This window comes from Edaphosphingomonas haloaromaticamans, assembly GCF_001853345.1.
Lineage (GTDB): Bacteria > Pseudomonadota > Alphaproteobacteria > Sphingomonadales > Sphingomonadaceae > Sphingomonas_E > Sphingomonas_E fennica.
This window is the reverse complement of the sequence record NZ_MIPT01000001.1, coordinates 4,371,214-4,396,630: the sequence shown is the minus strand read 5'-3', so window position 1 is coordinate 4,396,630 and position 25,417 is coordinate 4,371,214. Positions and strand designations below refer to the sequence as shown.

At 67.8% G+C, this 25,417-nt stretch carries 21 protein-coding genes and 1 pseudogene; 5 read left to right on the top strand and 17 right to left on the bottom strand.

The annotated features are described in order from the left end of the window. Window positions 1-3: 3 nt before the first annotated feature. Window positions 4-963, bottom strand: a complete 960-nt coding sequence (gene ispH / locus BHE75_RS20470; protein WP_070935121.1) for a 4-hydroxy-3-methylbut-2-enyl diphosphate reductase — start codon at window positions 961-963, stop codon at window positions 4-6. A gap of 177 nt (window positions 964-1,140) precedes the next feature. On the opposite strand from ispH, the gene BHE75_RS20465 reads away from it, so the two are divergent. Continuing rightward, window positions 1,141-1,734, top strand: coding sequence for an ABC transporter substrate-binding protein (locus tag BHE75_RS20465; protein WP_070936207.1), 594 nt, complete (start codon window positions 1,141-1,143; stop codon window positions 1,732-1,734). Here the strand turns inward: BHE75_RS20465 and BHE75_RS20460 are convergent. The 11 genes and pseudogenes from BHE75_RS20460 to cyoA all read right to left on the bottom strand — a co-directional run bounded on the left by BHE75_RS20460 (window position 1,725) and on the right by cyoA (window position 15,485). Beyond that, window positions 1,725-4,316 (bottom strand): MMPL family transporter, encoded by a 2,592-nt coding sequence (locus BHE75_RS20460; RefSeq protein WP_070935118.1) that lies wholly within the window; start codon window positions 4,314-4,316, stop codon window positions 1,725-1,727. The two genes, BHE75_RS20465 and BHE75_RS20460, sit on opposite strands and share 10 nt — an antisense overlap. A gap of 32 nt (window positions 4,317-4,348) precedes the next feature. Further along, the gene (locus BHE75_RS20455) at window positions 4,349-4,774 is read right to left on the bottom strand and encodes a DUF2141 domain-containing protein (RefSeq protein WP_070935116.1); all 426 of its coding nucleotides are present in this window, start codon (window positions 4,772-4,774) and stop codon (window positions 4,349-4,351) included. After that, a pseudogene (dxs, locus tag BHE75_RS20450) lies at window positions 4,771-6,474 on the bottom strand (1-deoxy-D-xylulose-5-phosphate synthase); the annotation flags it as partial. The pseudogene dxs (BHE75_RS20450) and the gene BHE75_RS20455, both read right to left, overlap by 4 nt. Then, the gene (gene dxs / locus BHE75_RS20445; RefSeq protein WP_070935114.1) at window positions 6,474-8,399 is read right to left on the bottom strand and encodes a 1-deoxy-D-xylulose-5-phosphate synthase; all 1,926 of its coding nucleotides are present in this window, start codon (window positions 8,397-8,399) and stop codon (window positions 6,474-6,476) included. The gene dxs (BHE75_RS20445) and the pseudogene dxs (BHE75_RS20450), both read right to left, overlap by 1 nt. Window positions 8,400-8,568: 169 nt before the next feature. Beyond that, complete coding sequence (locus tag BHE75_RS20440) at window positions 8,569-9,105, bottom strand: response regulator transcription factor (protein WP_015458553.1); 537 nt, start codon at window positions 9,103-9,105, stop codon at window positions 8,569-8,571. Then, window positions 9,102-10,439, bottom strand: coding sequence for an ATP-binding protein (locus tag BHE75_RS20435; protein ID WP_015458552.1), 1,338 nt, complete (start codon window positions 10,437-10,439; stop codon window positions 9,102-9,104). Before BHE75_RS20435 ends, BHE75_RS20440 begins: the two co-directional genes overlap by 4 nt. After that, a complete protein-coding gene (locus BHE75_RS20430) occupies window positions 10,436-11,215 on the bottom strand; it encodes an SURF1 family protein (RefSeq protein ID WP_070935112.1) in 780 nt (259 codons plus the stop codon). The genes BHE75_RS20435 and BHE75_RS20430 overlap by 4 nt, the downstream gene beginning before the upstream one ends. After that, complete coding sequence (gene cyoD, locus BHE75_RS20425; protein WP_015458550.1) at window positions 11,212-11,607, bottom strand: cytochrome o ubiquinol oxidase subunit IV; 396 nt, start codon at window positions 11,605-11,607, stop codon at window positions 11,212-11,214. The genes BHE75_RS20430 and cyoD overlap by 4 nt, the downstream gene beginning before the upstream one ends. Beyond that, window positions 11,604-12,236 (bottom strand): cytochrome o ubiquinol oxidase subunit III, encoded by a 633-nt coding sequence (gene cyoC / locus BHE75_RS20420; RefSeq protein ID WP_070935110.1) that lies wholly within the window; start codon window positions 12,234-12,236, stop codon window positions 11,604-11,606. Before cyoC ends, cyoD begins: the two co-directional genes overlap by 4 nt. A 4-nt stretch (window positions 12,237-12,240) precedes the next feature. Then, window positions 12,241-14,244 carry a cytochrome o ubiquinol oxidase subunit I gene (cyoB, locus tag BHE75_RS20415; protein ID WP_015458548.1) on the bottom strand — a complete coding sequence of 668 codons (2,004 nt, stop codon included), beginning with the start codon at window positions 14,242-14,244 and terminating at the stop codon, window positions 12,241-12,243. Between the two features lie 35 nt (window positions 14,245-14,279). Then, complete coding sequence (gene cyoA / locus BHE75_RS20410) at window positions 14,280-15,485, bottom strand: ubiquinol oxidase subunit II (protein ID WP_139181792.1); 1,206 nt, start codon at window positions 15,483-15,485, stop codon at window positions 14,280-14,282. 216 nt (window positions 15,486-15,701) lie between these two features. On the opposite strand from cyoA, the gene BHE75_RS20405 reads away from it, so the two are divergent. Then, window positions 15,702-17,027, top strand: a complete 1,326-nt coding sequence (locus tag BHE75_RS20405) for an MFS transporter (protein WP_015458546.1) — start codon at window positions 15,702-15,704, stop codon at window positions 17,025-17,027. A gap of 89 nt (window positions 17,028-17,116) precedes the next feature. Here BHE75_RS20405 and BHE75_RS20400 read toward each other — a convergent pair whose 3' ends face one another. Together BHE75_RS20400 and BHE75_RS20395 are read right to left on the bottom strand one after the other, a co-directional pair. Then, window positions 17,117-17,659, bottom strand: a complete 543-nt coding sequence (locus BHE75_RS20400; RefSeq protein WP_015458545.1) for a hypothetical protein — start codon at window positions 17,657-17,659, stop codon at window positions 17,117-17,119. Window positions 17,660-17,828: 169 nt separating this feature from the next. Further along, the gene (locus tag BHE75_RS20395; RefSeq protein WP_015458544.1) at window positions 17,829-18,110 is read right to left on the bottom strand and encodes a DUF3297 family protein; all 282 of its coding nucleotides are present in this window, start codon (window positions 18,108-18,110) and stop codon (window positions 17,829-17,831) included. Between the two features lie 147 nt (window positions 18,111-18,257). Between BHE75_RS20395 and BHE75_RS20390 the strand changes: the two genes are divergently transcribed. Then, window positions 18,258-19,562, top strand: coding sequence for a metal-dependent hydrolase family protein (locus tag BHE75_RS20390; protein WP_070935106.1), 1,305 nt, complete (start codon window positions 18,258-18,260; stop codon window positions 19,560-19,562). 132 nt (window positions 19,563-19,694) lie between these two features. Next, window positions 19,695-20,225 (top strand): CHAP domain-containing protein, encoded by a 531-nt coding sequence (locus BHE75_RS20385; protein WP_070935104.1) that lies wholly within the window; start codon window positions 19,695-19,697, stop codon window positions 20,223-20,225. 263 nt (window positions 20,226-20,488) lie between these two features. Here BHE75_RS20385 and clpS read toward each other — a convergent pair whose 3' ends face one another. The 3 genes from clpS to BHE75_RS20370 form a co-directional block, all read right to left on the bottom strand. Continuing rightward, a complete protein-coding gene (clpS, locus tag BHE75_RS20380; RefSeq protein WP_084653559.1) occupies window positions 20,489-20,842 on the bottom strand; it encodes an ATP-dependent Clp protease adapter ClpS in 354 nt (117 codons plus the stop codon). Window positions 20,843-21,148: 306 nt separating this feature from the next. Then, on the bottom strand, window positions 21,149-22,084 hold the full coding sequence (locus BHE75_RS20375; protein ID WP_070935102.1) for a phasin family protein: 936 nt from the start codon (window positions 22,082-22,084) through the stop codon (window positions 21,149-21,151). 165 nt (window positions 22,085-22,249) lie between these two features. Then, on the bottom strand, window positions 22,250-24,028 hold the full coding sequence (locus BHE75_RS20370; RefSeq protein ID WP_070935101.1) for a PHA/PHB synthase family protein: 1,779 nt from the start codon (window positions 24,026-24,028) through the stop codon (window positions 22,250-22,252). A gap of 97 nt (window positions 24,029-24,125) precedes the next feature. Between BHE75_RS20370 and BHE75_RS20365 the strand changes: the two genes are divergently transcribed. Continuing rightward, a complete protein-coding gene (locus BHE75_RS20365) occupies window positions 24,126-25,331 on the top strand; it encodes an LL-diaminopimelate aminotransferase (RefSeq protein WP_015458538.1) in 1,206 nt (401 codons plus the stop codon). The last annotated feature ends 86 nt before the right edge of the window (window positions 25,332-25,417 follow it).

The window sequence follows — 25,417 nt, the reverse complement described above, 5'->3', positions numbered from 1 at the left end:
TGCTCAGGCCTCCTCTGCAACCACATCGCGCCGGGCCAGCCGATCGAGCGCCGGCGGCAGGCGGAAATGAAGATCCTCCTCGATCCCGTCGAGCGTTTCGACGGTGATGGGAACATGGCCGCGGATCGCGGCGATCACGCCCTGGACGAGATCCTCGGGCGCCGAGGCCCCGGCGGTGAGGCCGATCCGCTCTACCCCCTCGAGCCAGGCGGGGTCGATCGCGTCGCCATCCGCGACGAGGTGGCTGGGCAGGCCCAGCTCCACGCCGATTTCGCGCAGGCGGTTGGAATTGGAGCTGTTGGCTGATCCCACCACCAGCAGCATATCGACCACGCGGCAGAGATCGCGCACGGCGGTCTGCCGGTTCTGGGTGGCGTAGCAGATGTCGGCGGTGCCGGGGCCGGTGATGTCGGCGAAGCGCGCCTTCAGCGCATCGATCACCGATCGCGTGTCGTCCACCGACAGCGTCGTCTGGGTGACATAGGCGACGGGGCTGTCGTCGGCGATGTCGAGCGCGGCCACGTCCTCCGCCGATCCGACCAGATGGACGGTGCCGTCGATCTGGCCCAGCGTGCCCTCCACCTCCGGGTGGCCGGCATGACCGATCAGCACCAGCGTGCGGCCGGCGGCGACATAGCGGCGGCCCTGGATATGGACCTTGCTGACCAGCGGGCAGGTGGCATCCAGCACCGGCAGCCCGCGATCGCGCGCTTCCTTCTCCACCGCGCGGGCGACGCCATGGGCGCTGAACACGGTGACGGCGCCGTCGGGAACGTCGGACAATTCCTCCACGAACACAGCGCCCTTGGCGCGCAGCGTATCGACCACATGGCGATTATGGACGATCTCGTGCCGGACGTAGACGGGGGCGCCCACCCGATTGAGGGCGTTGTCCACGATCTCGATCGCGCGGATCACGCCGGCGCAGAAACCGCGGGGCTGGGCAAGGACGAGCTTAACCACCGAGTCCTCCTTTTACGAGGCTGCGCCAACAGATAGCGGAGCCGGCTCATTCCCAAAAGTTAAATCGCGGCAAGGCGTTCCGTGCCGTTCCTGCCATGATCGCGGCGGCAGGGGCTTGCCGCCGCCGCCGGGCCGGGCCACATCGTTGCGGCCTGCCCGTCGCGGATGGAGACGCCGATGTTCCGCCCCGCCTTTCTCCTGGCGCTTGCCGCCATGCCGCTGGTGCCCGTCGCGGCTCAGGCGCAGGCCGCCGATCCGGCCGCGCGCGTGGCGGCCTACAACGATCAGGTGGTCGCGATCATGAAGGCGCGGCTGCCGCTGGCCCAGCGCACCGACCGGTTCGAGGCGGCTGTGCGGGCTTATTACGACATGCCGGCGATCACGGCTTTGGTGATCGGCCCGAAATGGGCCGCCAGCCCGGCGGCGGACCGGCAGGCGGCGATCGCGGCGCTGACGCGGCATTCGGCCCTGTCGCTCGCGCGGAATTTCGCGAGCTATGGCGGGGAGCGCTTCATCGTCGATCCCGACGTTACCGTGCGGGACAGCAGCCGGATCGTGAAGGTGACGATCCGCACCGGCACCAGCGGCGGCGCTACATTGCTCTATCGGATGCGCCAGTCGGGCGGGGAATGGCGGATCATCGACGTGATCGCGCAAGGGGTGAGCCAGCTTGCCGTGCAGCGCGCGGACCTCGCCCGCACCGTCGCCACGGATGGCGTGGCCGGCGTCGCCCGGCGGCTGCGCGCGATCGACGGCGGCGCTCAACGCTGATCCTTTCGCGGCGGCCCGAGCAGGGCGGGCTCGAAGATCAGCGCGCACACCAGGGTCCAGGCGAGCGACAGCATCAGGATCTTGCCCATGCTGGCGGTGCCGGGATGGCTGGACAGCCAGAGGCTGCCGAAGGCGGTGCCGGTGGCGAGCGCCGAGAAGAAGATGGCGCGCGCGAGGCTGGATTGCAGGAGATCGGCGGCGCCGGCCCGCCAGGCCATCACGAAATAGATGTGGAAGGCCACGCCCACCCCGAACAGCAGCGGGAAGGCGATGATGTTGGCGAAGTTGATCGGCTGGCCGATCAGCACGCAGGTGCCGAGCGTGAGGAATCCCGAAAGGATGACGGGCGCGAGGGTGAAGGCCACCTCGCGCAGGTCGCGCAGCACGGCGAAGAGCAGCAGGCTGATCGCCGCCAGCGCCAGCAGGCCGGCATGGACGAAGGCATGGGCGACGGTGCGCGCGCCTTCCTGGGTGGATATGGCGACGCCGGTGGCATCGGGCGCGATCGCGCGCACCGCGCGGGTGAAGCGGGCGAGCGCTTCATTGTCGTTGCCGGCCGCGCGGGGCACCGCCTGCACGCGCACGCCGCTCTTCGGGGCCAGCCAGTCGCGCTTCAGATCGGCAGGGATATCGGTCAGCGTGACGGGTTCGGCGGACAGGGCGGCGCGCAGCTGGGCGAGCATCGCCTCCAGCGGCGGCACCAGCATCGCACGGGCCTTGTCGCGGGCCTCGGGCGGCGCGCCGGCCAGCGTGGAGAGGGCCTTGGCCAAGCGGCGGGCATTGGCGTTTTCGCCATGGGAGGCGAGCGCGGCGGCCGTGCGGCGGAGGGCGGCGACCGTATCGGCGTCGCTTGGCGGCGGCAGCGGCTCCAGCGGATCGAGCGTGAGATCGAGCAGTAGGCGCGCATCGGCGATCGTGGCGAGCTTTTCCGCCTGGCCTTCGGGCACGAAGCTTTCGATCGTCATCACCCGGCCGACCTCGGGCAAGGCTTCCAGCCGCGCGGCGAGCCGGCGGGCGGCGGGGAGATCGGGCGCGAGGATGTCGATCACATTGGGGTTGCGATCGGGATCGTGCATCAGATCGGTCAGCGTCGCCATCGCCTCGGCATCGGGGGCCTTGAGGTGGAGCGGGTTGAAATCGAACCGCACCGCCGGCAGCGCGATGATGCTCACCACCATTGACAGGCCGAACAGGCCCAGCACCAATTTGCGCCGCTGAATCAGGAAGGCGTCGGCCGGGGCCAGCGCGGGCGTCCCCACCTCGGCGCGGGGCCGGCCGGGGCGTAGCAGCAGGATCAGCGCCGGCAGCAAGGTGGCGCTGAAGGCGAGCGCCACGATCATGCCGATGCCGGAGATGATGCCCAGTTCGGCGATCCCCACATAATCGGTGGGCAGGAAGGCGAGGAAGCCGAGGCAGACGGCGCCGGCGGCGAGCAGCAGCGGCGCGCCGAGCGCGGTGGCCGCCGCCCGCAGCGCGTCGGCGGGGCTCGCGCCGCCATGGCGTTCGGCCTGGAAGCGCACGGCGATCTGGATGCCGAAATCGACGCCCAGCCCCACGAACAGCGGGATGAACGCGACCGAGATCAGGTTGAACCGGCCGACGGCGATCAGCCCGATCGCGGCGGTGACGACGAGGCCGGCGAGCGTGGTGAGCATGATCGCCGCGACCAGCCGGCCGGAGCGGGTGGCGAGCCATAATGTGCCGAGCATGGCGGCGATCATCACCATGGCCACCAGCCATGCCTTGTCGGCGAGCGAGGAGAATTCCTCGTCCGACAGCGGCACCGATCCGGTGAGGCGAACGGTGACGCCATGGGCGGGATCGAGGGCGAGCGCGCGGGCGGCGGCACGGATCGCGTCGCTCGCGGCGATGCCGGGCTGGAGCGCGCCATAATCGAGGATCGGGCGGACCAGGATCAGCCGGCGGCGCGGGGCCTCCAGTGCGCCCTCCTTGTCCCCGTCGCCGAGCAGCGCCTGCCAGGAGAAATAGGCCGGCCGGCCGGCCGCCTGCGCCTCCAGCGCATCGGCCAGCGCCGCCATCGGCCGGTCGATCCGGGCGATATCGGCCTCGCCCCGGTCGACGCCGGAGATCATCGTGCCGAGCGCATCGGCGATGCCGCGCAGGCTGGGATCGGCGGCGAGCGGGCCGAGGAAGGGCTGGGCCTCCACCATCCGGGCCGTTGCCGCGGCGACATCGGCCTGCGACCGGAAGAGCAGCCCCTCGCGCGCGAAGAATTGGCCGCCGTCGGGCCGGGTGACGCCCCGGAAATGGGCGCGATCGGCCGCCAGCCGATCGGCGAGCGCGGCGGTGGCGGTCTCCGCCAGCTCCGCCGTCGCGCCATCCACCACCACCAGTATCGCGTCGCCATTCTGCGGGAAGGCGGCGTCGAGCCGGCGCTCGTTCACCCGCCAGCCGACATCGGGCGAGATCAGCGCCGTGCTGTCCGTCGTCATCGCGAAATGGGTGGCGGCATAGGCGCCGGCGGCCAGCGCGAGGAGGAGGGCGGCGACCAGCACCGCCATCGGCCGGCGGCAGGCGGCGTCCACCGCGCGGGCGACCGGCCCGTTCGCCCGCGCCGGCATCGTTACTGGGGCCAGCCGCGCCACGCCCGGCTTCAGCCCGCCATATGGCGCAGGCGGAAGGCGATCCTCTGGTCGCCCGGCCCGTGATCGAAGGCGGCATCGGCGAATTTCGGCGGGCCGAGACGGATCTTCGCGTCGTTGGAAAAGCCGATGCCCTCGGTGGGAATGCCGATCAGGTTGCGATCGACCTTGCCGTTGCCGTTGCGGTCATGGAAGCCCTGCGCGGCATAGCGGCCCGGCGGCACGCCCCGCACCACGACGACGGTGGCGCCGATCCGCGCCGGCGCCTCGCCCGACCACGGGCAATCCTCTTTCAGGAAATGCGTCTCGGGGCAGATATCGACATGGACGCGCCCTTCGGCGGTGCGGACGCCGGTGACGGCGATCTCGATCGACCCGGACGGATCGGCGGCGGGCGCCGCCAGCAGCGCGGCCAGCAACAGCCGCGCGCCGATCAACCGGCATCCCCCGCGACGGCGAGGCTATTTTTTCTAAGGGCAGCGAGGATGGTGGCGGTGATGGCGTTGTGGTCGAGGCCGGCCTGTTCGTANTGGCGCTCGGGNTTGTCCTGGTCCTGGAAGATATCGGGCAGGCGCATGGTGCGCAGCTTCAGGCCGCCGTCGATCAGCCCGGCGTCGGAGGCCAGCGTCAGCACATGCGCGCCGAGGCCGCCGATCGCGCCTTCCTCGATGGTGACCGCCACCTCATGGGTGGACAGCAGCCGGCGGATCAGCGCCTCGTCCAGCGGCTTGGCGAAGCGCAGGTCGGCGACGCTGGTGGAAAGGCCCAGGGCCTCCAGCTGGTCGGCCGCGCGCTCGGCCTCCGCCAGCCGCGTGCCGAGCGAGAGGATCGCCACCGTCTTGCCCTCGCGCACCAGCCGGCCCTTGCCGATCTCCAGCCGCTCCGGCGTGGCGGGGATGGCGACGCCGGTGCCGTTGCCCCGGGGGTAGCGCACCGCGATCGGCCCCGTATCGTGCAGCGCCATGGTGTGGACCATGTGGGTCAGCTCCGCCTCGTCGGCGGCCGCCATCACCACGAAATTGGGCAGCGAGGCGAGATAGGTGACGTCGAAGCTGCCGGCATGGGTGGCGCCGTCCGCCCCCACCAGCCCCGCCCGGTCGATCGCGAAGCGCACCGGCAGGTTCTGGATCGCCACGTCGTGCACCACCTGGTCGTAGGCGCGCTGCAGGAAGGTGGAATAGATCGCGCAGAACGGCCGCATGCCGCGCGCGGCCAGGCCGGCGGCGAAGGTCACCGCATGCTGTTCGGCAATGCCGACGTCGAAGCAGCGATCGGGAAACGCCTTCTCGAACCGGTCGAGCCCGGTGCCCGACGGCATCGCCGCGGTGATCGCGCAGATCGTCTCGTCGCGCTTCGCCTCGGCCACCAGCGCATCGGCGAAGACGGCGGTATAGGCCGGCGGCCCCGGCGGCGCCTTGGCCTGCGCGCCCGTCACCACATCGAACTTCTGCACGCCATGATATTTGTCGGCCGCCGCCTCCGCCGGCGCATAGCCCTTGCCCTTCTGGGTCACGACATGAACCAGGATCGGCCCTTCGGAGGCGTCGCGCACATTCTCCAGGATCGGGATCAGGTGATCGAGATTATGGCCGTCGATCGGCCCGACATAATAAAAGCCCAGCTCCTCGAACAGCGTGCCGCCCATCGTCATGCCGCGGGCGAACTGGTCGGTCTTGCTGGCGACGTCGTGCAGCGGGCGCGGCAGCCGGCGCGCCACCTTCTTGGCGAGATCGCGCAGGGACAGGAANGGCCGCGACGAGACGATCCGGGCGAGATAGGCGGACAGCCCCCCCACCGGCGGCGCGATCGACATGTCATTGTCGTTCAGGATCACCACCAGCCGGTTGCCGGCCTGGGCGGCGTTGTTCATCGCCTCATAGGCCATGCCCGCCGACATCGCCCCGTCGCCGATCACCGCGATCGCCTTGCCCGGCGCGCCCGCCAGCTTGTTCGCCACCGCAAAGCCGAGCGCCGCCGAGATCGAGGTCGAGCTGTGCGCCGCCCCGAACGGATCATATTCGCTCTCGGACCGCCTGGTGAAACCCGAAAGCCCGCCGCCCTGCCGCAAGGTGCGGATGCGATCGCGCCTGCCGGTCAATATCTTGTGCGGATAGGCCTGGTGGCCCACGTCCCAGATCANCAACCGGCATCCCCCGCGACGGCGAGGCTATTTTTTCTAAGGGCAGCGAGGATGGTGGCGGTGATGGCGTTGTGGTCGAGGCCGGCCTGTTCGTANTGGCGCTCGGGNTTGTCCTGGTCCTGGAAGATATCGGGCAGGCGCATGGTGCGCAGCTTCAGGCCGCCGTCGATCAGCCCGGCGTCGGAGGCCAGCGTCAGCACATGCGCGCCGAGGCCGCCGATCGCGCCTTCCTCGATGGTGACCGCCACCTCATGGGTGGACAGCAGCCGGCGGATCAGCGCCTCGTCCAGCGGCTTGGCGAAGCGCAGGTCGGCGACGCTGGTGGAAAGGCCCAGGGCCTCCAGCTGGTCGGCCGCGCGCTCGGCCTCCGCCAGCCGCGTGCCGAGCGAGAGGATCGCCACCGTCTTGCCCTCGCGCACCAGCCGGCCCTTGCCGATCTCCAGCCGCTCCGGCGTGGCGGGGATGGCGNCGCCGGTGCCGTTGCCCCGGGGNTAGCGCACCGCGATCGGCCCCGTATCGTGCAGCGCCATGGTGTGGACCATGTGGGTCAGCTCCGCCTCGTCGGCGGCCGCCATCACCACGAAATTGGGCAGCGAGGCGAGATAGGTGACGTCGAAGCTGCCGGCATGGGTGGCGCCGTCCGCCCCCACCAGCCCCGCCCGGTCGATCGCGAAGCGCACCGGCAGGTTCTGGATCGCCACGTCGTGCACCACCTGGTCGTAGGCGCGCTGCAGGAAGGTGGAATAGATCGCGCAGAACGGCCGCATGCCGCGCGCGGCCAGGCCGGCGGCGAAGGTCACCGCATGCTGTTCGGCAATGCCGACGTCGAAGCAGCGATCGGGAAACGCCTTCTCGAACCGGTCGAGCCCGGTGCCCGACGGCATCGCCGCGGTGATCGCGCAGATCGTCTCGTCGCGCTTCGCCTCGGCCACCAGCGCATCGGCGAAGACGGCGGTATAGGCCGGCGGCCCCGGCGGCGCCTTGGCCTGCGCGCCCGTCACCACATCGAACTTCTGCACGCCATGATATTTGTCGGCCGCCGCCTCCGCCGGCGCATAGCCCTTGCCCTTCTGGGTCACGACATGAACCAGGATCGGCCCTTCGGAGGCGTCGCGCACATTCTCCAGGATCGGGATCAGGTGATCGAGATTATGGCCGTCGATCGGCCCGACATAATAAAAGCCCAGCTCCTCGAACAGCGTGCCGCCCATCGTCATGCCGCGGGCGAACTGGTCGGTCTTGCTGGCGACGTCGTGCAGCGGGCGCGGCAGCCGGCGCGCCACCTTCTTGGCGAGATCGCGCAGGGACAGGAACGGCCGCGACGAGACGATCCGGGCGAGATAGGCGGACAGCCCCCCCACCGGCGGCGCGATCGACATGTCATTGTCGTTCAGGATCACCACCAGCCGGTTGCCGGCCTGGGCGGCGTTGTTCATCGCCTCATAGGCCATGCCCGCCGACATCGCCCCGTCGCCGATCACCGCGATCGCCTTGCCCGGCGCGCCCGCCAGCTTGTTCGCCACCGCAAAGCCGAGCGCCGCCGAGATCGAGGTCGAGCTGTGCGCCGCCCCGAACGGATCATATTCGCTCTCGGACCGCCTGGTGAAACCCGAAAGCCCGCCGCCCTGCCGCAAGGTGCGGATGCGATCGCGCCTGCCGGTCAATATCTTGTGCGGATAGGCCTGGTGGCCCACGTCCCAGATCAGCACGTCCCTGGGTGTGTCGAACACATAATGGAGCGCCACCGTCAGCTCCACCACACCCAGGCCAGACCCCAGATGCCCCCCCGTCACACCCACCGCCGATATCATCTCCGCACGCAGCTCGGTCGCAAGGGTGGCAAGTTGATCGGGGCTCAATCGCCGCAGTTCATCCGGTGTGCGCACCAGATCGAGAAGCGGGGTCCGAGGGCGATCAGACATAGGCTGATGCCATCATATTAAATAGCGATTGTCGAGCCACTTTCCGGCCCGATCTCACTTCGGCTCGTCCGATTTTTCCATCATGATGCTTTGCCGCAACGATGCGAATCCATCGCAACAAGCCTGAAACATCTTTCGGATACGAAGGCGGCCGCTTTCCGGCACGTCTTCAGCGCAATTGCCGCTTCTCCAGCTTCCGCGCCAGCGTGCGGCGATGCATGCCGAGCCGGCGGGCGGCTTCCGATATGTTGAAGTCGGTATCCACCAGCGTCTGGTGGATATGTTCCCACTCCAGCGTCTTGATCGATGTCTGGCGGCCGTCGACAGGGGTTGCGGCGTCGCCGTCGGCACGATCGAAGGCGGCCTCGATATCGTCGGTGTTGGAAGGCTTGGCGAGATAGTGCGAGGCGCCGAGCTTGATCGCCTCCACCGCCGTCGCGATGCTGGCGAAGCCGGTGAGGACGACGATCCGCATATCCGGATCATGCGCGTGGAGCGCCTGCACGCAGGCCAGGCCGGAAGCGCCGCCAAGCTTGAGATCGACCACGGCATAGCCGGGATCGTGATCGGCGAGCAGGGCCACCAGCGCGTCATGGCTGGCGGCGGACAGCACGGCATAGCCGCGCCGTTCGAAGGAGCGGCGGAGCGTGCGGGCGAAGGCGGCATCGTCCTCCACGATCACCAGCAGTCTTTCCGGGCCGGTCATGGCGCGATCTCCCGAGAGGATTCCTTCGGCGCATAGGCGATCGCCGACAAGGGCAGCATGATGGTGACGGTGGCGCCGCCGCCGGGGCGGTTCTGCGCCTCCGCCCGCCCGCCGAGCTTGCGCAGCACGTTGACGAGCAGGAACAGGCCGAGCCCGCCGCCCGGCCGCCCCTTGCTGGACCGATAGGGCTGGCCGAAGCCGTTCAGCATGTCCGGGCTGAAGCCGGGGCCGCGATCGCTGACCGAAAGCACCAGCAGATCCTGCTCGCGCCGGGCGACGATGCCGATCCAGTGGGGCGAGACTTCGGCCGCATTGTCGATGACGTTGCCGATCACCTGCTTCAGCGCCGGATCGGAGACGATCGGCACGTCCGCGCCGAAGCGATCGTCATAGTCGACGGTGCCGGCCAGCCGGCTCGATCGCCAGTCCGCGACGATATCGTCGAGAAAGCGGCGCATGGTGGTGACGGCGGGCGCCACGCCGCGCGCCTCGCCCGCCGACATCAATATGCCGCTGACGATCGCCTTGCAGCGCTGCACCTCGGCCTGCATGTCGGCGATGTCCTGCGCGAGATCGGGATTGCCGGCGAGCTCCGGCATGCGCTGCCAGTCCCCCAGGATCACCGACAGGGAGGAGAGGGGCGTGCCGAGCTCGTGCGCGGCGCCGGAAGCGAGCAGGCCCATGCGGACGATGTGATTCTCCTCCGCCGCCTGCTGGCGGACATCGGCGAGCGAGGCATCGCGTTCGCGCAGGTTGCGGCTGATCTGGGTGACGAACACCACCAGCAGGATCGCGATCAGGCCGAAGCAGACCAGCCCGCCCTGCAGATAGAGGCCGAACAGGTCGTCCTGATGGCCGGGCGGCAGGGCCAGCGGGCGATAATGGCCCATCAGCCAGGCGAGGCAGAGCGTGGTCACGCCGACGATCGCCCAGCTCGACCAGGGCTTGAGCAGGATCGCGCCCAGCACGACCTGGAGCAGGAACAGCCAGGCGAAGGGATTGGTGAGGCCGCCCGTCTGGTGGAGCTGCCAGGTCAGCGCCGCGACATCGACGAGGAAGGCGCTGAACAGTTCGCCATTGGTGACGTGCTTGCGCTCGCGCAGGAAGGGGCGGCTCAGGAGGTTGATGGCGATCAGCAGCGCCGGCATCAGCAGCAACGGCCCCAGCGGCAGCGGAATGCCCATCACGCCATGGACGACGGCGATGGTGCCGAGCTGGCCGAGCACCGCGATCCAGCGGAGCTGGAGCAGCAGCAGCATGTTGTTGACGCCGATCGACGCCGGCCCTTCCACCGGGGCCATCGCCATGCGCGCCTTGTCCCAGACGGCGTTCATGCGGCCCGCCGCGCGCGCATCTCCTGCCGGGCGACGACCGCGCCGGCGCCCGCCAGCAGCAGCGCCATCACGAACCAGGTGATCGCATATTGGAGATGGTTGTTGGGGAAGCGGACGACGGTGAGCCCGCCCACGGGATAGCCGCCGGCATTGGGCGCGGCATCGATGAAATAGGGGGCGATCGGGCCTGGCCCCAGATGGCGGGCGGCGGCGATGGCGGCGACGTCGCGCGAATGCCAGCGATCGGCGGCGGGATCGTTGCCGCGCAGGAAGCCGCCCCTGGGCTCGGTGATGCGGAGGAGGCCGGTGACGCTGGCCGGCCCGGCCGGGTTGCCGGCGGCGCGGCTGGCGGGATCGCGCCGGTCGGGCGGCACGAAGCCGCGATTGACGAGGACGGTGAAGCCGCGGTCGTCGGCAAGCGGGGTGAGCACCCAATAGCCGCTGCCGAGATCGGTGACGGCCTGCACCAGCGTCTCGCGATCGTGGCGGAAGCGGCCGTGGAGGGCGACGCGGCGATATTCGTCGCCGGCGGCTGAAATGCCGGCCCAGGCGGCGGGGCCGGGGGCGGGCACCGGCGCGGCGTGGACGCGGGCATCGACCCGGGCGATCAGCGCTTCCTTCCAGGCGAGCCGCTGCACCTGCCAGAGGCCCAGCGCCGCAAGGCCCGCGACCCCCAGCAGGACGAGGAGGCCGATGAGCGCGAGCGACGCGGCGGACCGGCCCGATTTCCCGTTCTTGTGCTTTGCTATGTCCTCTCCCGCGCCGGCGGCGGTCAAGGCATCTGGCTCATGTCGTGCGGCGACATGGGCATCATGTTGGTGTTGAGGTGGTACATCACCCACAGCGATCCCGTCAGTGCGATGACGACGAGGACGATAGTAAAGATCAGCGCCATGATCGTCCATCCGCCTTCGGACCGCGCGTTCATGTGGAGGAAGTAGATCATGTGGACCACCACCTGCGCCACCGCGAAGCCCATGATGACGAGCGCGGTGAGCTGGTTGTCGCCCAGCGCGTCCGTCATCACCAGCCAGAAGGGAATGGCCGTCAGGATCGCGGCGAGGATGAAGCCGGTTACGTAATCGCGCAGCGTGCCGTGGCCGTGCGCGTCGCCATGGCCATGATCCTCGTGGTGGCCGGCATGATCGCCGTGGGCGTCCGTGCTCATCGCAGCATTCCCATCAGATAGACAAAGGTGAAGACGCCGATCCAGATGACGTCGAGGAAGTGCCAGAACAGGCTGAGGCACATCAGCCGCCGGCGGTTGGCCGGGACCAGCCCGCGCCGCGCCACCTGCACCATCAGCGTCACCAGCCAGACGATGCCGAAGGTGACGTGGAGGCCGTGGGTGCCGACCAGCGTGAAGAAGGAGGAGAGGAAGGCGCTGCGCTGGGGCGTGGCGCCCTCGTGGATCAGGTGCGCGAACTCGTAGAGCTCGATGCCGAGGAAGGCCGCGCCGAACAGGCCGGTGATGGCCAGCCAGCCCTGCGTCCGCCCGATCGCGCCCTTCTCCATCGCCAGCATGGCGAAGCCGTAGGTGATCGAGGAGAAGAGCAGCATCGTCGTGTTGAGCGCGACGAGGGGCAGATCGAACAGGTCGCGCGGCGAGGGGCCGGCGGCGTAATTGCCGCCGAGCACGCCGTAGCAGGCGAACAGGATCGCGAAGATGAGGCAGTCGCTCATCAGGTAGATCCAGAAGCCGAGCATCGTGCTGCCGCCTTCGGCGTGGTGATGCTCCTCCTCCAGGTGGAAGCGGGGGGCGCCCGACTGGGTCATGGTGAGGCTGGTGTCGGCCATTATCTTATGCTCCCGCCGCGAGCAGGCGCGTCCGCTCGTCTTCCGTCTTTTCCACGGTTTCCGCTGGAATGTAGAAATCGCGCTTGTAGTTGAAGCTGTGGCCGATCGCGACCGCGAGCACGCCCGCGAAGCTCAGCGCCGCCAGCCACCAGATATACCAGACCAGCCCGAAGCCGCAGGCGAGGCTGAGCGCGGCCAGGATCACGCCGGTGCCGGTGTTCTTCGGCATGTGGATCGGCCGGTAGCCGCCGGTGGGGCGCACATAGCCGCGGCTCTTCATGTCATACCAGGCATCGAGATCGTGGATCACCGGCGTGAAGGCGAAGTTGTAGTCCGGCGGCGGCGAGGAGGTGGACCATTCCAGCGTGCGGCCGTTCCACGGATCGCCCGTCGTGTCGCGAAGCTGGTCGCGCTTCAGGTAGCTGACGGCGAACTGCACCAGCATGGCGGCGATGCCGATCGCGATCAGGGCGGCGCCGAAGGCGGCGATCACGAACCAGATCTGGAGCGAGGGATCGTCGAACACGCGCATCCGCCGCGTCACCCCCATCAGGCCGAGCACGTAGAGCGGCATGAAGGCCAGCCAGAAGCCCACCACCCAGGCCCAGAAGGAGACCTTGCCCCAGAAGGGGTCGAGCCGGAAGCCGAAGGCCTTGGGGAACCAGTAGTTGATCGCCGCGAACAGGCCGAACAGCACGCCGCCGATGATCACGTTATGGAAGTGCGCGATCAGGAACAGCGAGTTGTGGAGCACGAAATCCGCGGGCGGCACGGCAAGGAGAACGCCGGTCATGCCGCCGACCACGAAGGTCAGCATGAACGCCACCGTCCACATCATCGGCAGTTCGAAGCGGATGCGGCCGCGATACATGGTGAACAGCCAGTTGAAGAGCTTGGCCCCCGTGGGGATCGAGATCACCATGGTGGTGATGCCGAAGAAGCTGTTGACGCTGGCGCCCGATCCCATCGTGAAGAAGTGGTGCAGCCACACGATGTAGGACAGGATGGTGATGACCACCGTGGCGTAGACCATCGACGTATAGCCGAACAGCCGCTTGCCGGTGAAGGTGGAGGTGACTTCGGAAAAGACGCCGAATAGCGGCAGGATCAGGATGTAGACCTCCGGGTGGCCCCAGATCCAGATCAGGTTCACGTACATCATCGGGCTGCCGCCGAAATCGTTCGTGAAGAAGTTGGTGCCTACATAGCGATCGAGCGAGAGCAGCGCCATCACCGCGGTCAGCACCGGGAAGGCCGCCACGATCAGCACGTTGGTGCACAGCGCCGTCCAGGTGAAGACCGGCATCTTCATCATCGACATGCCCGGCGCGCGCATCTTCACGATCGTCGCCACCAGGTTGACGCCGGACAGCAATGTGCCGACGCCCGCTATCTGCAGCGCCCAGATATAGTAATCGACCCCGACATCCGGGCTGTAGCCGATGTTGGACAGCGGCGGATAAGCCAGCCAGCCGGTGCGCGCGAATTCGCCGATGAACAGCGAGAACATCACCAGCACGGCGCCCGCCGTCGTCATCCAGAAGCTGAAATTGTTGAGATAGGGGAAGGAAACGTCGCGCGCGCCGATCTGCAGCGGCACCACATAGTTCATCAGGCCGGTGACGAAGGGCATCGCCACGAAGAAGATCATGATCACGCCATGGGCGGTGAACACCTGATCATAATGGTGCGCGGTCAGATAGCCTTCGGACCCGTTGAACGCCATCGCCTGCTGGAGGCGCATCATGACGGCATCGGCAAAGCCGCGCAGCAGCATCACCAGGCCCAGGATCATGTACATGATGCCGATCCGCTTGTGATCGACGGTGGTGAACCATTCCTTCCAGAGATAGCCCCAGAGCCGGAAATAGGTGAGCGCGCCGACCAGCGCTATGCCGCCCAGCGCCACGGCCGCGAAGGTCGCGACCAGGATCGGTTCGTGCAGCGGCAGCGATTCCAGCGACAGGCGACCGAAGATCGGGCTGAGCGCGGCATATTGGTTTTCCATGGTGGACTCGACCGTCATCAGGATTTCCGGGGCAATCAGCTATTGTTAGCGCGGGGGACGACCGCGTCGGCGGAGGCGCGCGGCGGCCCGCCGATCACGCCGGGGCGCAGCAGGCCGGCGCCGGTGAGCGGCGCGCCGGTGGGGGCCGGCCTTTCGGCCGCCGCCTGCTTCACCGGCTGCGGCGGGGCGCAGACCGCGCCCACCATCATCGGCTGGGGCGCCAGCACCGCGCCGCGGCGGGCATGCTTGTCGTAGGTGAGCTGGCGGACGTTGCGGATGCCTTCCTTGCCGAGGCCGCCCTTGGCGTCGATCGCCATCATCTCGCTCATGCACATCTTGCCGGGCTCGACGCACATGTTGACGACCGCGTCGTAGAGATCGGCGTCGACCGCGGCGAAGCGGCGGACGGGCACGTTCTCGCTCGGCCGCTCAAGCTCCAGATAGGCCTTGCGGTCGAGCCGGTCCTTCTCCGCGCGCGCCTTGGCGACCCAGGCGGCGAAGCCGGCATCGTCGAGGCCGTGGAAGCGGAAGCGCATGCCCGAGAAGCCCGCGCCGCTGTAATTGGCGGAGAAGCCTTCATAATTGCCGGCCTTGTTGAGCACGGCGTGCAGCTTCGTCTCCATCCCCGGCATCGCATAGATCTGGCCGGCCAGCGCGGGGATGTAGAAGGAGTTCATCACCGAGGAGGAGGTGATGCGGAAATTGATCGGGCGATCGACCGGCGCGGCGAGCTCGTTCACCGTGGCGATGCCATATTCGGGGTAGATGAACAGCCATTTCCAGTCGAGCGCCACCACCTCGACCTCCAGCGGCCGGGCGTCCGCGGGCACGGGCTGGTCCTTCGCCACGCGCGAGACCGGGCGATAGGGATCGAGCAGATGGGTGCTCGTCCAGGTGATCGCGCCCAGGCAGATGATGATCAGCAGCGGCGCCGCCCAGATCAGCAGCTCGAGCTGGGTGGAATGATCCCATTCCGGCTCGTAGCGCGCTTCCTTGTTGGACTGGCGGTAGCGCCAGGCGAACAGCACGGTGAGCGCCATCACCGGCACGATGATCAGCAGCATCAGCACCGTCGAGATGACGACCAGGTTGGCCTGCTGCTTCGCGACGTCGCCGGCGGGATCGAGCACCACGGCGTTGCAACCGCCGAGAAGGGCGCCAAGGGCGACGACGGCGCCGATCAGGGCGCCGGAACGCGCGGCGCGCATGGCCCGCGCCGGGAAAAGGGCTGGCTGGTTCATGGTCCGGGCGCCTAGTGCTGCGACGCGGCAAACGACATAGGACATTTTGTCCAATCCCCTTGTTCGCGAACGGAAGCAAAGAGGCGTAAAGTCTGCGGCGCTTCCGTCGCGGGCGATTCGTGCTTGGCCGAAACGCCAGCTTGGCAGAAACGCGGCGGCCGGTCCACGCGGACGGCCCAACGCCGATCAGGCGCGCGCTTGGTTTGGGAGTGTTTGATGAGTGCAGAGATGGTTGGCTCCAGAACCGCGGAGCGCGATCTCAGCGAAATCAACTCGCGGCACAGCCATGTCTCGCCGGGTGAGATCGCGATCGGCGTCATCATCGGGCGGACGTCGGAATTCTTCGATTTCTTCGTCTATGCCATCGCCTCGGTGCTGGTGTTCCCGAAGCTGGTCTTCCCCTATGTCGATCCGCTGACGGGGACCCTCTATTCCTTCGCGATCTTCGCGGTGGCCTTCATCGCCCGGCCGCTCGGATCGCTTTTGTTCATGACGATCGACCGCGCCTACGGCCGGGGCGTCAAGCTCACCATCGCCCTGTTCCTGCTCGGCGGGTCGACTGCGGCGGTCGCCTTCCTGCCCAGCTACCAGCAGATGGGCGCCACCGCCGCCCTGCTGCTCACCTTGTTCCGCTTCGGCCAGGGGCTGGCGCTGGGCGGCGCCTGGGATGGCCTGCCCTCGCTGCTCGCGCTCAACGCGCCGCAGAACCGGCGGGGCTGGTATGCGATGATCCCGCAGCTCGGCGCGCCGCTGGGCCTGATCGTCGCCAGCCTGCTGTTCGCCTTCTTCGTCTATGTGCTGCCGGCGGAGGATTTCCTCGCCTGGGGCTGGCGCTATCCCTTCTTCGTCGCCTTCGCGATCAACGTGGTGGCGCTGTTCGCCCGGCTGCGCATCGTGGTGACGCCGGAATATGCCCGCCTCTACGAGAATCGCGATCTGGAGCCCGCGCCGGTGATGCAGACGGTGCGCGAGGAAGGCCGCACGATCATCATCGGCGCCTTCGCCCCGCTGGCGAGCTTCGCCATGTTCCACATGGTCACGGTGTTCCCGCTCTCCTGGGTGTTCCTCTACACCCAGAACGCGCCCGATCGCTTCCTGGTGATCGAGGCGATCGCCGCGGGCTTCGGCGTGGTGGCGATCATCGCTTCGGGGCTGATCGCCGATCGCGTCGGCCGCCGCACGCTGCTGGCGCTCTCCGCCGCCGCCATCGCCGCCTATAGCGGCTTCGCCCCGCAGCTGCTGAACGGCGGCGAACTGGGCGAGCTGGCCTTCATGGTGCTGGGCTTCATCCTGCTGGGCCTCGCCTTCGGCCAGTCCTCCGGCGCGGTCTCCTCCAGCTTCTCGCCCGCCAACCGCTATACCGGATCGGCGCTGACGTCGGATCTCGCCTGGCTGGTGGGCGCGGGCTTCGCGCCGCTGGTGGCGCTGCTGCTCGCCAGCAATTTCGGCCTGCTGGCGGCCGGCGCCTATCTGCTGTCGGGCGCGGTGTGCACGCTGCTGGCGCTGTGGATCAACAAGGAACTGGCGCAGACGATGCGCTGATTCGGCTGGTTCCGGTTCTTCGGGAACAAGAAAGGGCGGCTCCGACGGGGCCGCCCTTCTCTTTTTCCGGGAATGCGCGCCCGGCCCGATCAGGCCAGGCTTTCCACCTTTTCCACCCATTCCGGGAAGAAGCAGGGTTCGCGGCTGGACCAGCCGGGCGCGGTGGCGGCGGCCTCGCTGATCGACTGGAGCAGCAGCCGGCGCTTTTCGGGGTGGAGATGGGGCAGGGCGGCGGCCGCGCAGAAGGCGCCCGGCAGCCAGGGGCGGACATGCGCCCCGATCAGCCGTTCGTAGAGGAAGCGGTAGGCGGAGAAGGCCGGCAGCCGATCCTGGCCGAGATCGAAGGCCGATACGATCACCAGCGGCGCGAAGAAGGGCTCGACCGCGTCGAGGCCGCTATCGTCAGGCACCAGCGCGCGGATCGTGTCGAGCCGCTCATAGATGCGTATCTGGGCGCGGATGCTGGCGGCTTCCACCATGTCGCGCGACCAGCGGACCATCGCATTCTCGCGATCGAGGCCGATATCGAGCGATCGGCGGATATAGCGCTGGGTGCCGGCGGGAAAGCCCGCAAACTCCTTCATCTCGGCCAGGGCCATCGCCCCGTCTGCCGGTCTCGCCTGGGTGCCCATATGCCAACCCCCTCGATCCACTACGCTACAGGCCCATGATCCTGCGCCCCGGTGATTGCCGGGAGCTTAACCGTGGACCCGCGAAGCGGATCGAAGGGGAACATTTTTTCTGTTGCGATGCAACATCGCAGGGCCTGCGATGCGCCGAAGCGATTCAAAGACGAGTCGATCAGTTGTCCGAAGGGCTTGCCTCGGCGGATTCGCCGCCTTCCGTCACGTCGCGGAAATAGGGTTCGACCGGGCCGCTGGCCTTGATCGTCATCGGGTTGCCGTGCCGGTCGCGCGAATTGCCGACGGCCATGCGCACCCAGCCTTCGGACACGCAATATTCCTCGACATTGGTCTTTTCCGCGCCCTTGAAGCGGATGCCCACGCCGCGCTGGAGCGCATCGGCATCGAAATAGGGGCTCTTCGGATTGGTCGACAGGCGATCGGGGGGCGTATCGGACATGGCAGGGGCTTTCGTTGAAGGGATCGGCGCGCGCCATAGCCGGGGGGCGGGGCGCTTTTCAATCCGCGCGTCGCCTTCCGCACGCCATGGCGTTGGGCGCGGAGAGGCGATAAGCAAGGCGATATAACCGAAAAGGGGGATGATTTCATGCGTTTGCTGTTGGCCGTTTCCACCGCGATGCTCGTGGCCGCGCCCGCCTTCGCCGATCCGCAGGCCGGCGATACCGTGATCCATGCCGGCACCCTGCTCGATCGTCCGGGCCAGGCGCCGCGTCGCAACGCCACCATCGTCGTGCGCGCCGGCAAGGTGGCCGAGGTGCGCGACGGCTTCGTCGCGGCACCCACCGGCGCCCGGCTGATCGACCTCAAGGATCGCTATGTCCTGCCTGGGCTGATCGACTCCCATGTCCACCTCGAATCCGACCGCGCGGGCAAGGACGGGCTTTTGGCGAGCTTCACCGAAGGCGTGCCGATGCATGCCTATGAAGCCGCCTGGAACGCCCGCAAAACGCTGAACGCCGGCTTCACCACCGTCCGCAACCTGGGCGACGGCTCGGGCGTGACGCTGGCGCTGCGCGATGCGATCCGGCAGGGCTGGGCGGTCGGCCCGCGCATCGTCGATGCCGGCATGTCGATCTCCACCACGTCCGGCCACATGGACGAGCGGCTGGGCCTGAACGACGACCTGCGCGAACATGCCGGATCGCCCGAGAATCTGTGCGATGGCGTCGAATCCTGCCGGCATGCGGTGCGCATCCAGATCGGCCGGGGGGCGGACGTTATCAAGATCGCCACCACCGGCGGCGTCAACAGCCGCATCGGCGCGGGGCTGGGCAAGCAGATGTTCGACGACGAGGCGAAGGCGATCGTCGAGACGGCGCACATGTATGGCAAGAAGGTCGCCGTGCATGCCCATGGCGCGGACGGGATCGCGCTGGCGCTCGCCGCCGGCGCCGATTCGATCGAGCACGGCACGCTGATGGACGATGCGGACATCGCCGCCTTCCGCAAGACAGGCGCTTATTACGTGCCGACGCTCTCCACTGTGAACGGCTATCTGGAACGGATCGCCGCCGATCCCAACGCCTATGAGCCCGCCGTCCGCGCCAAGATCGACTGGCGGATCTCGATCACCGGCAAGGCGCTGGAAAAAGCGGTGCCGGCCGGCGTGAAGATCGCCTTCGGCACCGATGCCGGCGTCTCCAAGCACGGCCGCAACGCCGACGAGTTCGAATGGCTGGTGAAGCACGGGCTGACCCCGATGGGCGCGATCCAGGCGGCGACGGTCAACGCGGCCGACCTGCTCGGCCTCAAGGACGAGGTGGGATCGATCGAGCCGGGCAAGGCGGCCGACCTGATCGCGGTGGCGGGCGATCCGCTGGCCGACGTGAAGGTGCTGAAGACGGTCGGCTTCGTGATGAAGGGCGGCGAGGTGTTCAAGCAGGAGGATTGATCGGCCGGGCCGTGCTCAACTCGTCGCCGGGTGAGCGCGGCCCGCCGCAGAAGGCCGGTTTTGTTAACTTTCTGGTCTTTCCGCGACGCACAAAGACCGCCTAGCAAGGCGACGGGACACGCGGGGACTTAAATGATGCGCACATCCTTCTGGGCCGGAATGGCCGCGATGCTGCTGGCGTCGATGACGCTGACCGCGACGCCGGCGGCCGCCCAGAGCCAATATTGGCAGTGTGCGCCCTTCGCGCGGATGATCTCCGGCATCCAGCTTTTCGGCCGCGCGGCCGACTGGTGGGCGCAGGCCGCCGGCAAATATCAGCGCGGCCAGACCCCCAAGGTGGGATCGGTGCTGTCCTTCCGCGCCTTCCGGGCGATGCCCGCCGGTCACGTCGCGACCGTGAGCGAGGTGGTCGATGCCCGCACCGTGAAGCTCACCCACGCCAACTGGTCGATCATCAACGGCCGCCGCGGCCAGGTGGAACGCGATGTCACCGCCGTCGACGTGTCCGAGGCCGGCGACTGGAGCAAGGTGCGCGTCTGGTGGGGGCCGAGCCGCGGCCTGGGCATGACCGCCTATCCCACCAACGGCTTCATCTACGCCGCCGCCGAAGCCGCCAAGGCGATGATGGCGACGGGCGCCGAGATGGTGAAGAGCGACGACTGAGCGCCTCGGGCCGCGGGCTTCGCGGCTATTTCCTGTCGTCGTCAGTCCTCAGCCCCCGACAGTATCGGGTTCCCTGCTTTCGCCCCACACCTCGTCATTCCCGCGCAGGCGGGAATCCATTGTGTCGGGAGCTATCGAACCAACCGCATCGCTGGCCTGCGCTCCCGCTTTCGCGGGAATGATGGTTGAGAGAATCTCGCCCGGATGACGGCCCTTGCTCGGGAGAAGGAGGGGAGCGTTTTGCCGCTACCGATCCGCCGCGATCAGGCCTTTTCCAGCGTGCATTGCAGCGGATGCTGGTTCTGCCGGGCGAAATCGATCACCTGGCTGACCTTGGTTTCCGCCACTTCATAGCTGAACACCCCGCACACGCCGACGCCCTTCTGGTGGACGTGGAGCATCACGCGGGTGGCGTCCTCCAGGCTCATGCGGAAGAAGCGCTGCAGGCAGAGGACGACGAATTCCATCGGCGTGTAATCGTCGTTCAGCATCAGCACCTTGTAGGGCTGGGGCTTCTTGGTGCGCGTGCGGGTGCGCGTGGCAACGCCGAGGCCGGTGCCGTTTTCCTCGTCCTTGCCCGCCATCGCACGAATATCGCTGCGCACGCCTGCGTTCATCATATCTTCCGTCATGTCGGTGAACACAGAATATGGCATCGCCGCCGCGAAGGGCAAGGGCGCGGCATGGTATCCGGCCGCATAACCCCCACGGCAAAACGGCCGCCCCGGAAGGTTCCGGGACGGCCGCTTGCTGGAATACTCCCCAGCTACGCCGGATCGGCACCGATCCCCGCTTCCATCCCATCTTCTCGGCGAGAGGGGTGGGAGGGAGGAGCGGTGCCGCAACCGTTCCGGCTCCACGGGCCGGCACGGATTTTCCGCGATCCGGGCGGGGCGCTCAGGCCTCGCCCGGATCGCCGGACATTAGAAAGCGGCGGTCTTCAGCTTCTCGGCCGCGACCGCATAGCGGTTCGACAGCGGCTGGAAGACATCGCCGGCCAGCTTCATCCATGCCTCGCTGAGCTTGGAGGCTTCCGCCACCGCGCTGTCGAACGAGGTGCGCGCATATTCGCTCTGGAGCTGGAACAGCTCGGTCGGGCTCTTGGCGGCCGCCAGGCTCTTGAAGGTGGTCGAGGCATGCTCGAACGCCTTCTTGCCATATTCGGCGGCTTCCTGGGTCAGCGTCTCGGCGCCCTTGGCGGCGAGCTTGCCCGATTCGACGAGCGCCTCGACATTGCCCTTGGCAAGCGCGGTGAACTCCTCACCGAACTTGCTGCTCTTCTCGAACGCGGCCTTCGCCTTCTCATTCGCTTCGGCAAAGAAGGCCTGCGCCTTTTCAGCGGCCTGCCGGGTCGTCTCGGTCGGGTTCAGCATATCGAAATATCCTTTCTGCGCCGCCGCGGTCCCGAGGGCCGGAGCGGAAATGGCCTTTATGGGCAGCGTCTTCGCGGCCGTCTTGGCCGGGGCGGCCCGCCTGGTGGAGGCGCGGGTGACCCGGCGGGGTTTGGCGACCGGAAGCGGGGTCGCGGGCTTCCCGGCGGCTTTCGCCTTCGGGCTACGCGCGACAGCCTTGGCCTTGCGCGTCGGAACGGCCACCGCGGTCGCGGGGGCCGGATCGGCCGCCGGGGCCGAAGCCTTGGCGGCGGTGACATCGATCACGGGATCGGCCGGCATTTCCGGCGGCGTGGCGACGGCGAGTTCGGCGACGGCGTCCGCCGCCTCGCTGACCGGTTTCGCCACGGCGCCGTCAACGCCCTCCTCGGCCGGCTTCGATTCCGGCGCCGCCGCCACTGCCTCGGCAGGTGGCACCGGAGCCTGGGTGGAATGCTTGCGCTTCCGTGTCGCCGGCGTATCGGACATTGGATGGACCTCGTTCGATGTTGCGATGCACAATACGCAATCGCAGCGATCAAATCAAGGCCATTGTGCAGTGCAGCATAATTTGGCCAAGTCGATGATTATAGGGAGTAATATGGCATAACCGGCCGAAATCGCGATTCCGGCCTGCCGCTACGGCAAGCCCGTCTAACGCATCCGCACATAACGGCCGGGGGCGTCCTCGATCGCCTTCAGCCGGCCCTTGCCGGGGATGCGCGCGCCTTTGGCCGGCACCTCGCCCGTGCCGAAGGCGCGAAGCCAGGCGATCCAGTCCGGCCACCAGCTGCCCTTAGTCTCGGTCGCGGCGGCGAGGAAATCGTCGAGCGAGGCGGCCTTGGCCGGGCCGGTCCAATATTGATATTTGCCCGAGGAGGGCGGGTTCACCACGCCGGCGATATGGCCGGAACCGGCGAGCACGAAGCGCAGCGGCCCGGCGAAATGCTCGGTGATCTTCCACACGCTGGCCGGCGGCGCGATATGGTCCTCCCGCCCCGCCTGCACATAGGCCGGCGTCGTGACCGTGGTGAGGTCGATCGGCACGCCGCCCACCGCGATCGCGCCGGGCCGCACCAGCTTGTTGTCGCGATAGAGATCCTCGAGATAGACACGGTGCCAGGCATAAGGCAGGTTGGTCGTGTCCCCGTTCCAGTAGAGCAGGTCGAACGGCGGATATTCCTGCCCCAGCAGGTAATTGTTGACGACATAGGACCAGATCAGGTCGCGCCCGCGCAGCAGGTTGAAGGTCAGCGCCATGAAGCGCCCGTCCAGATAGCCCTTGTCGCCGGCGAGCTGGCCGATCAGCTCGAGCTGGCCGTCATCGACGAACAGGTTGAGATCGCCCGCGCGGGAGAAATCGACCTGGGCGGTGAAGAAGGTGGCGCTGGCCACCTTGCCCGCGGCATCCGTGGCGGCGAGATAGGCGAGCAGGGCCGCGAGGTTGGTGCCGGCGACGCAATAGCCGATGGCGTGGACGCTTTCGACATCGAGGGCGGCGCGCACCGTGTCGATCGCGTCCAGCATCCCCTTCAGCACATAATCGTCCATCGTCGTGCCGGCGAGGCTTTCGTCCGCCGATTTCCACGAGACGACGAACACGCTGAGGCCCTGCTCCACCGCCCAGCGGACGAAGCTTTTCTCCGGGTTGAGATCGAGGATGTAGAAGCGGTTGATCCAGGGCGGGAAGATGATGAGCGGCGTTTCCAGCACTTTGCCCGTCGTCGGCATATATTGGATCAGCTGGTAGAGCGGCGTTTCGTGGACCACCTTGCCCGGCGTGGCGGCGATGTTGCGGCCCAGCTCGAAGGCGTTCGGATCGGTGTGGGTGAGCTGGCCCTTCTCCAGATCGGCCAGCATATGCTCGAGCCCCTTCATCAGGCTCGCGCCGTTCGTCTCGATCGCCTTCTCGATCACCTGCGGGTTGGTGAAGGCGAAGTTGGACGGGCTGACCGCATCGACGAAGGCCTGGGTGGCGAAGCGCAGCTGGTCGCGCTGCCTCGGCTCCAGCCCGTCGAGCGCGTCCACGCCTTTCAGCATGTGATCGGCGATCAGCAGATAGGATTGGCGAATCAGGTCGAACAACGGATTGTCCCGCCAGATCGCGGCGGCGAAGCGGCGGTCCTTGTCCGCCTGCGACGGTTCGGACGCCGCCCCGGCGGGCGCGAGGAAACGCTGCCACAGCCGGAGGCTGTCATTCCAGAAATCGGCCTGCGCGCCCCCGATTCGCGCGGGATCGGCCAGCAGCGCGGCCTGCGGCGGATGCGCCATCGCCTCGCCGGCCTGGGCGGCGGCATCCATCGCGCCGGCGGCATGTTCCAGCATCATCTGCTGCAGGCGGCCGATCACGCCCGTCCAATGCTGCATGTCGGCCAGATTCGCCGGCGCGAAGGGGAAGGCGTTGTCGCCGCCATTCGCGCTTTGCCCGGCCATCCGCACGCATCCTTTCTTTTGGTCCGCACCTATCCGGCCTATAGGCCGTAGCTGGCGATAGTGGGCGATCCCCGCCCGGCCGCCAATAGAGGAAGACATGTCCGAGGAATTTTACCGCATCAAGCGTCTGCCGCCATACGTTATCGCCGAAGTGAACGCGATGCGGGCAGCGGCGCGAGCGCGGGGCGAGGACATTATCGACCTCGGCATGGGCAACCCGGATCTGCCGCCGCCGCCGCACGTGATCGACAAATTGTGCGAGGTGGCCCGCAAGCCCGATGCCCATGGCTATTCGGCGTCGAAGGGCATTCCCGGCCTGCGCCGCGCCCAGGCGGGCTATTATGCCCGCCGCTTCGGCGTGGAGCTGGACCCCGATACCGAAGTGGTGGTGACGCTGGGATCGAAGGAGGGCCTCGCCAACCTCGCCCAGGCGATCACCGCGCCGGGCGACGTGGTGCTGGCGCCCAACCCGTCCTACCCGATCCACACCTTCGGCTTCATCATCGCGGGCGCGACCATCCGTTCCGTGCCGACCACGCCGGACGAACGCTATTGGGAGGCGCTGGATCGCGCGGTGAAGTTCACCGTGCCCCGGCCTTCGGTGCTGGTGGTGGGCTATCCCTCCAACCCCACGGCGGAGGTGGTGGACCTGGCTTTCTACGAACGGCTCGTCGCCTGGGCGAAGGAGAACAAGGTCTGGGTGCTTTCCGACCTTGCTTATTCCGAGCTTTATTATGACGGCTGCCCGACGCCCTCGATCCTGCAGGTGCCCGGCGCCAAGGATGTCGCGATCGAGTTCACCAGCATGTCGAAGACCTATTCGATGGCGGGCTGGCGGATGGGCTTCGCGGTCGGCAACAAGACGCTGATCGCGGCGCTGACGCGGGTGAAGTCCTATCTGGATTACGGCGCCTTCACGCCGATCCAGGCGGCGGCCGTCGCCGCGATCAACGGCCCGCAGGATATCGTCGAGAAGAATCGCGAGCTGTATCGCCGCCGCCGCGACGTGCTGGTCGAAAGCTTCGGCCGGGCGGGGTGGGAAATCCCCACGCCGCGCGCCTCGATGTTCGCCTGGGCGCCGCTGCCGCCGGCGCTGGCGCATCTCGGCAGCCTGGAATTCTCCAAGCAGCTTCTCACCCATGCCGGCGTCGCCGTGGCGGCGGGCGTCGGCTATGGCGAGGAAGGCGAGGGCCATGTCCGCATCGCCATGGTGGAGAATGAACAGCGCATCCGCCAGGCCGCGCGCAACGTGAAGCGCTATCTGCAGAGCATGGGCGTCAACGCCGGCGCCAAGGCGGGCTGATCGGCTGACGGATCGGGCGTCCGGCGGCGGCATCGCCCGCCGCCGGACGTTACATAGAATCCATATTGTCCCGAAATTGGATTACG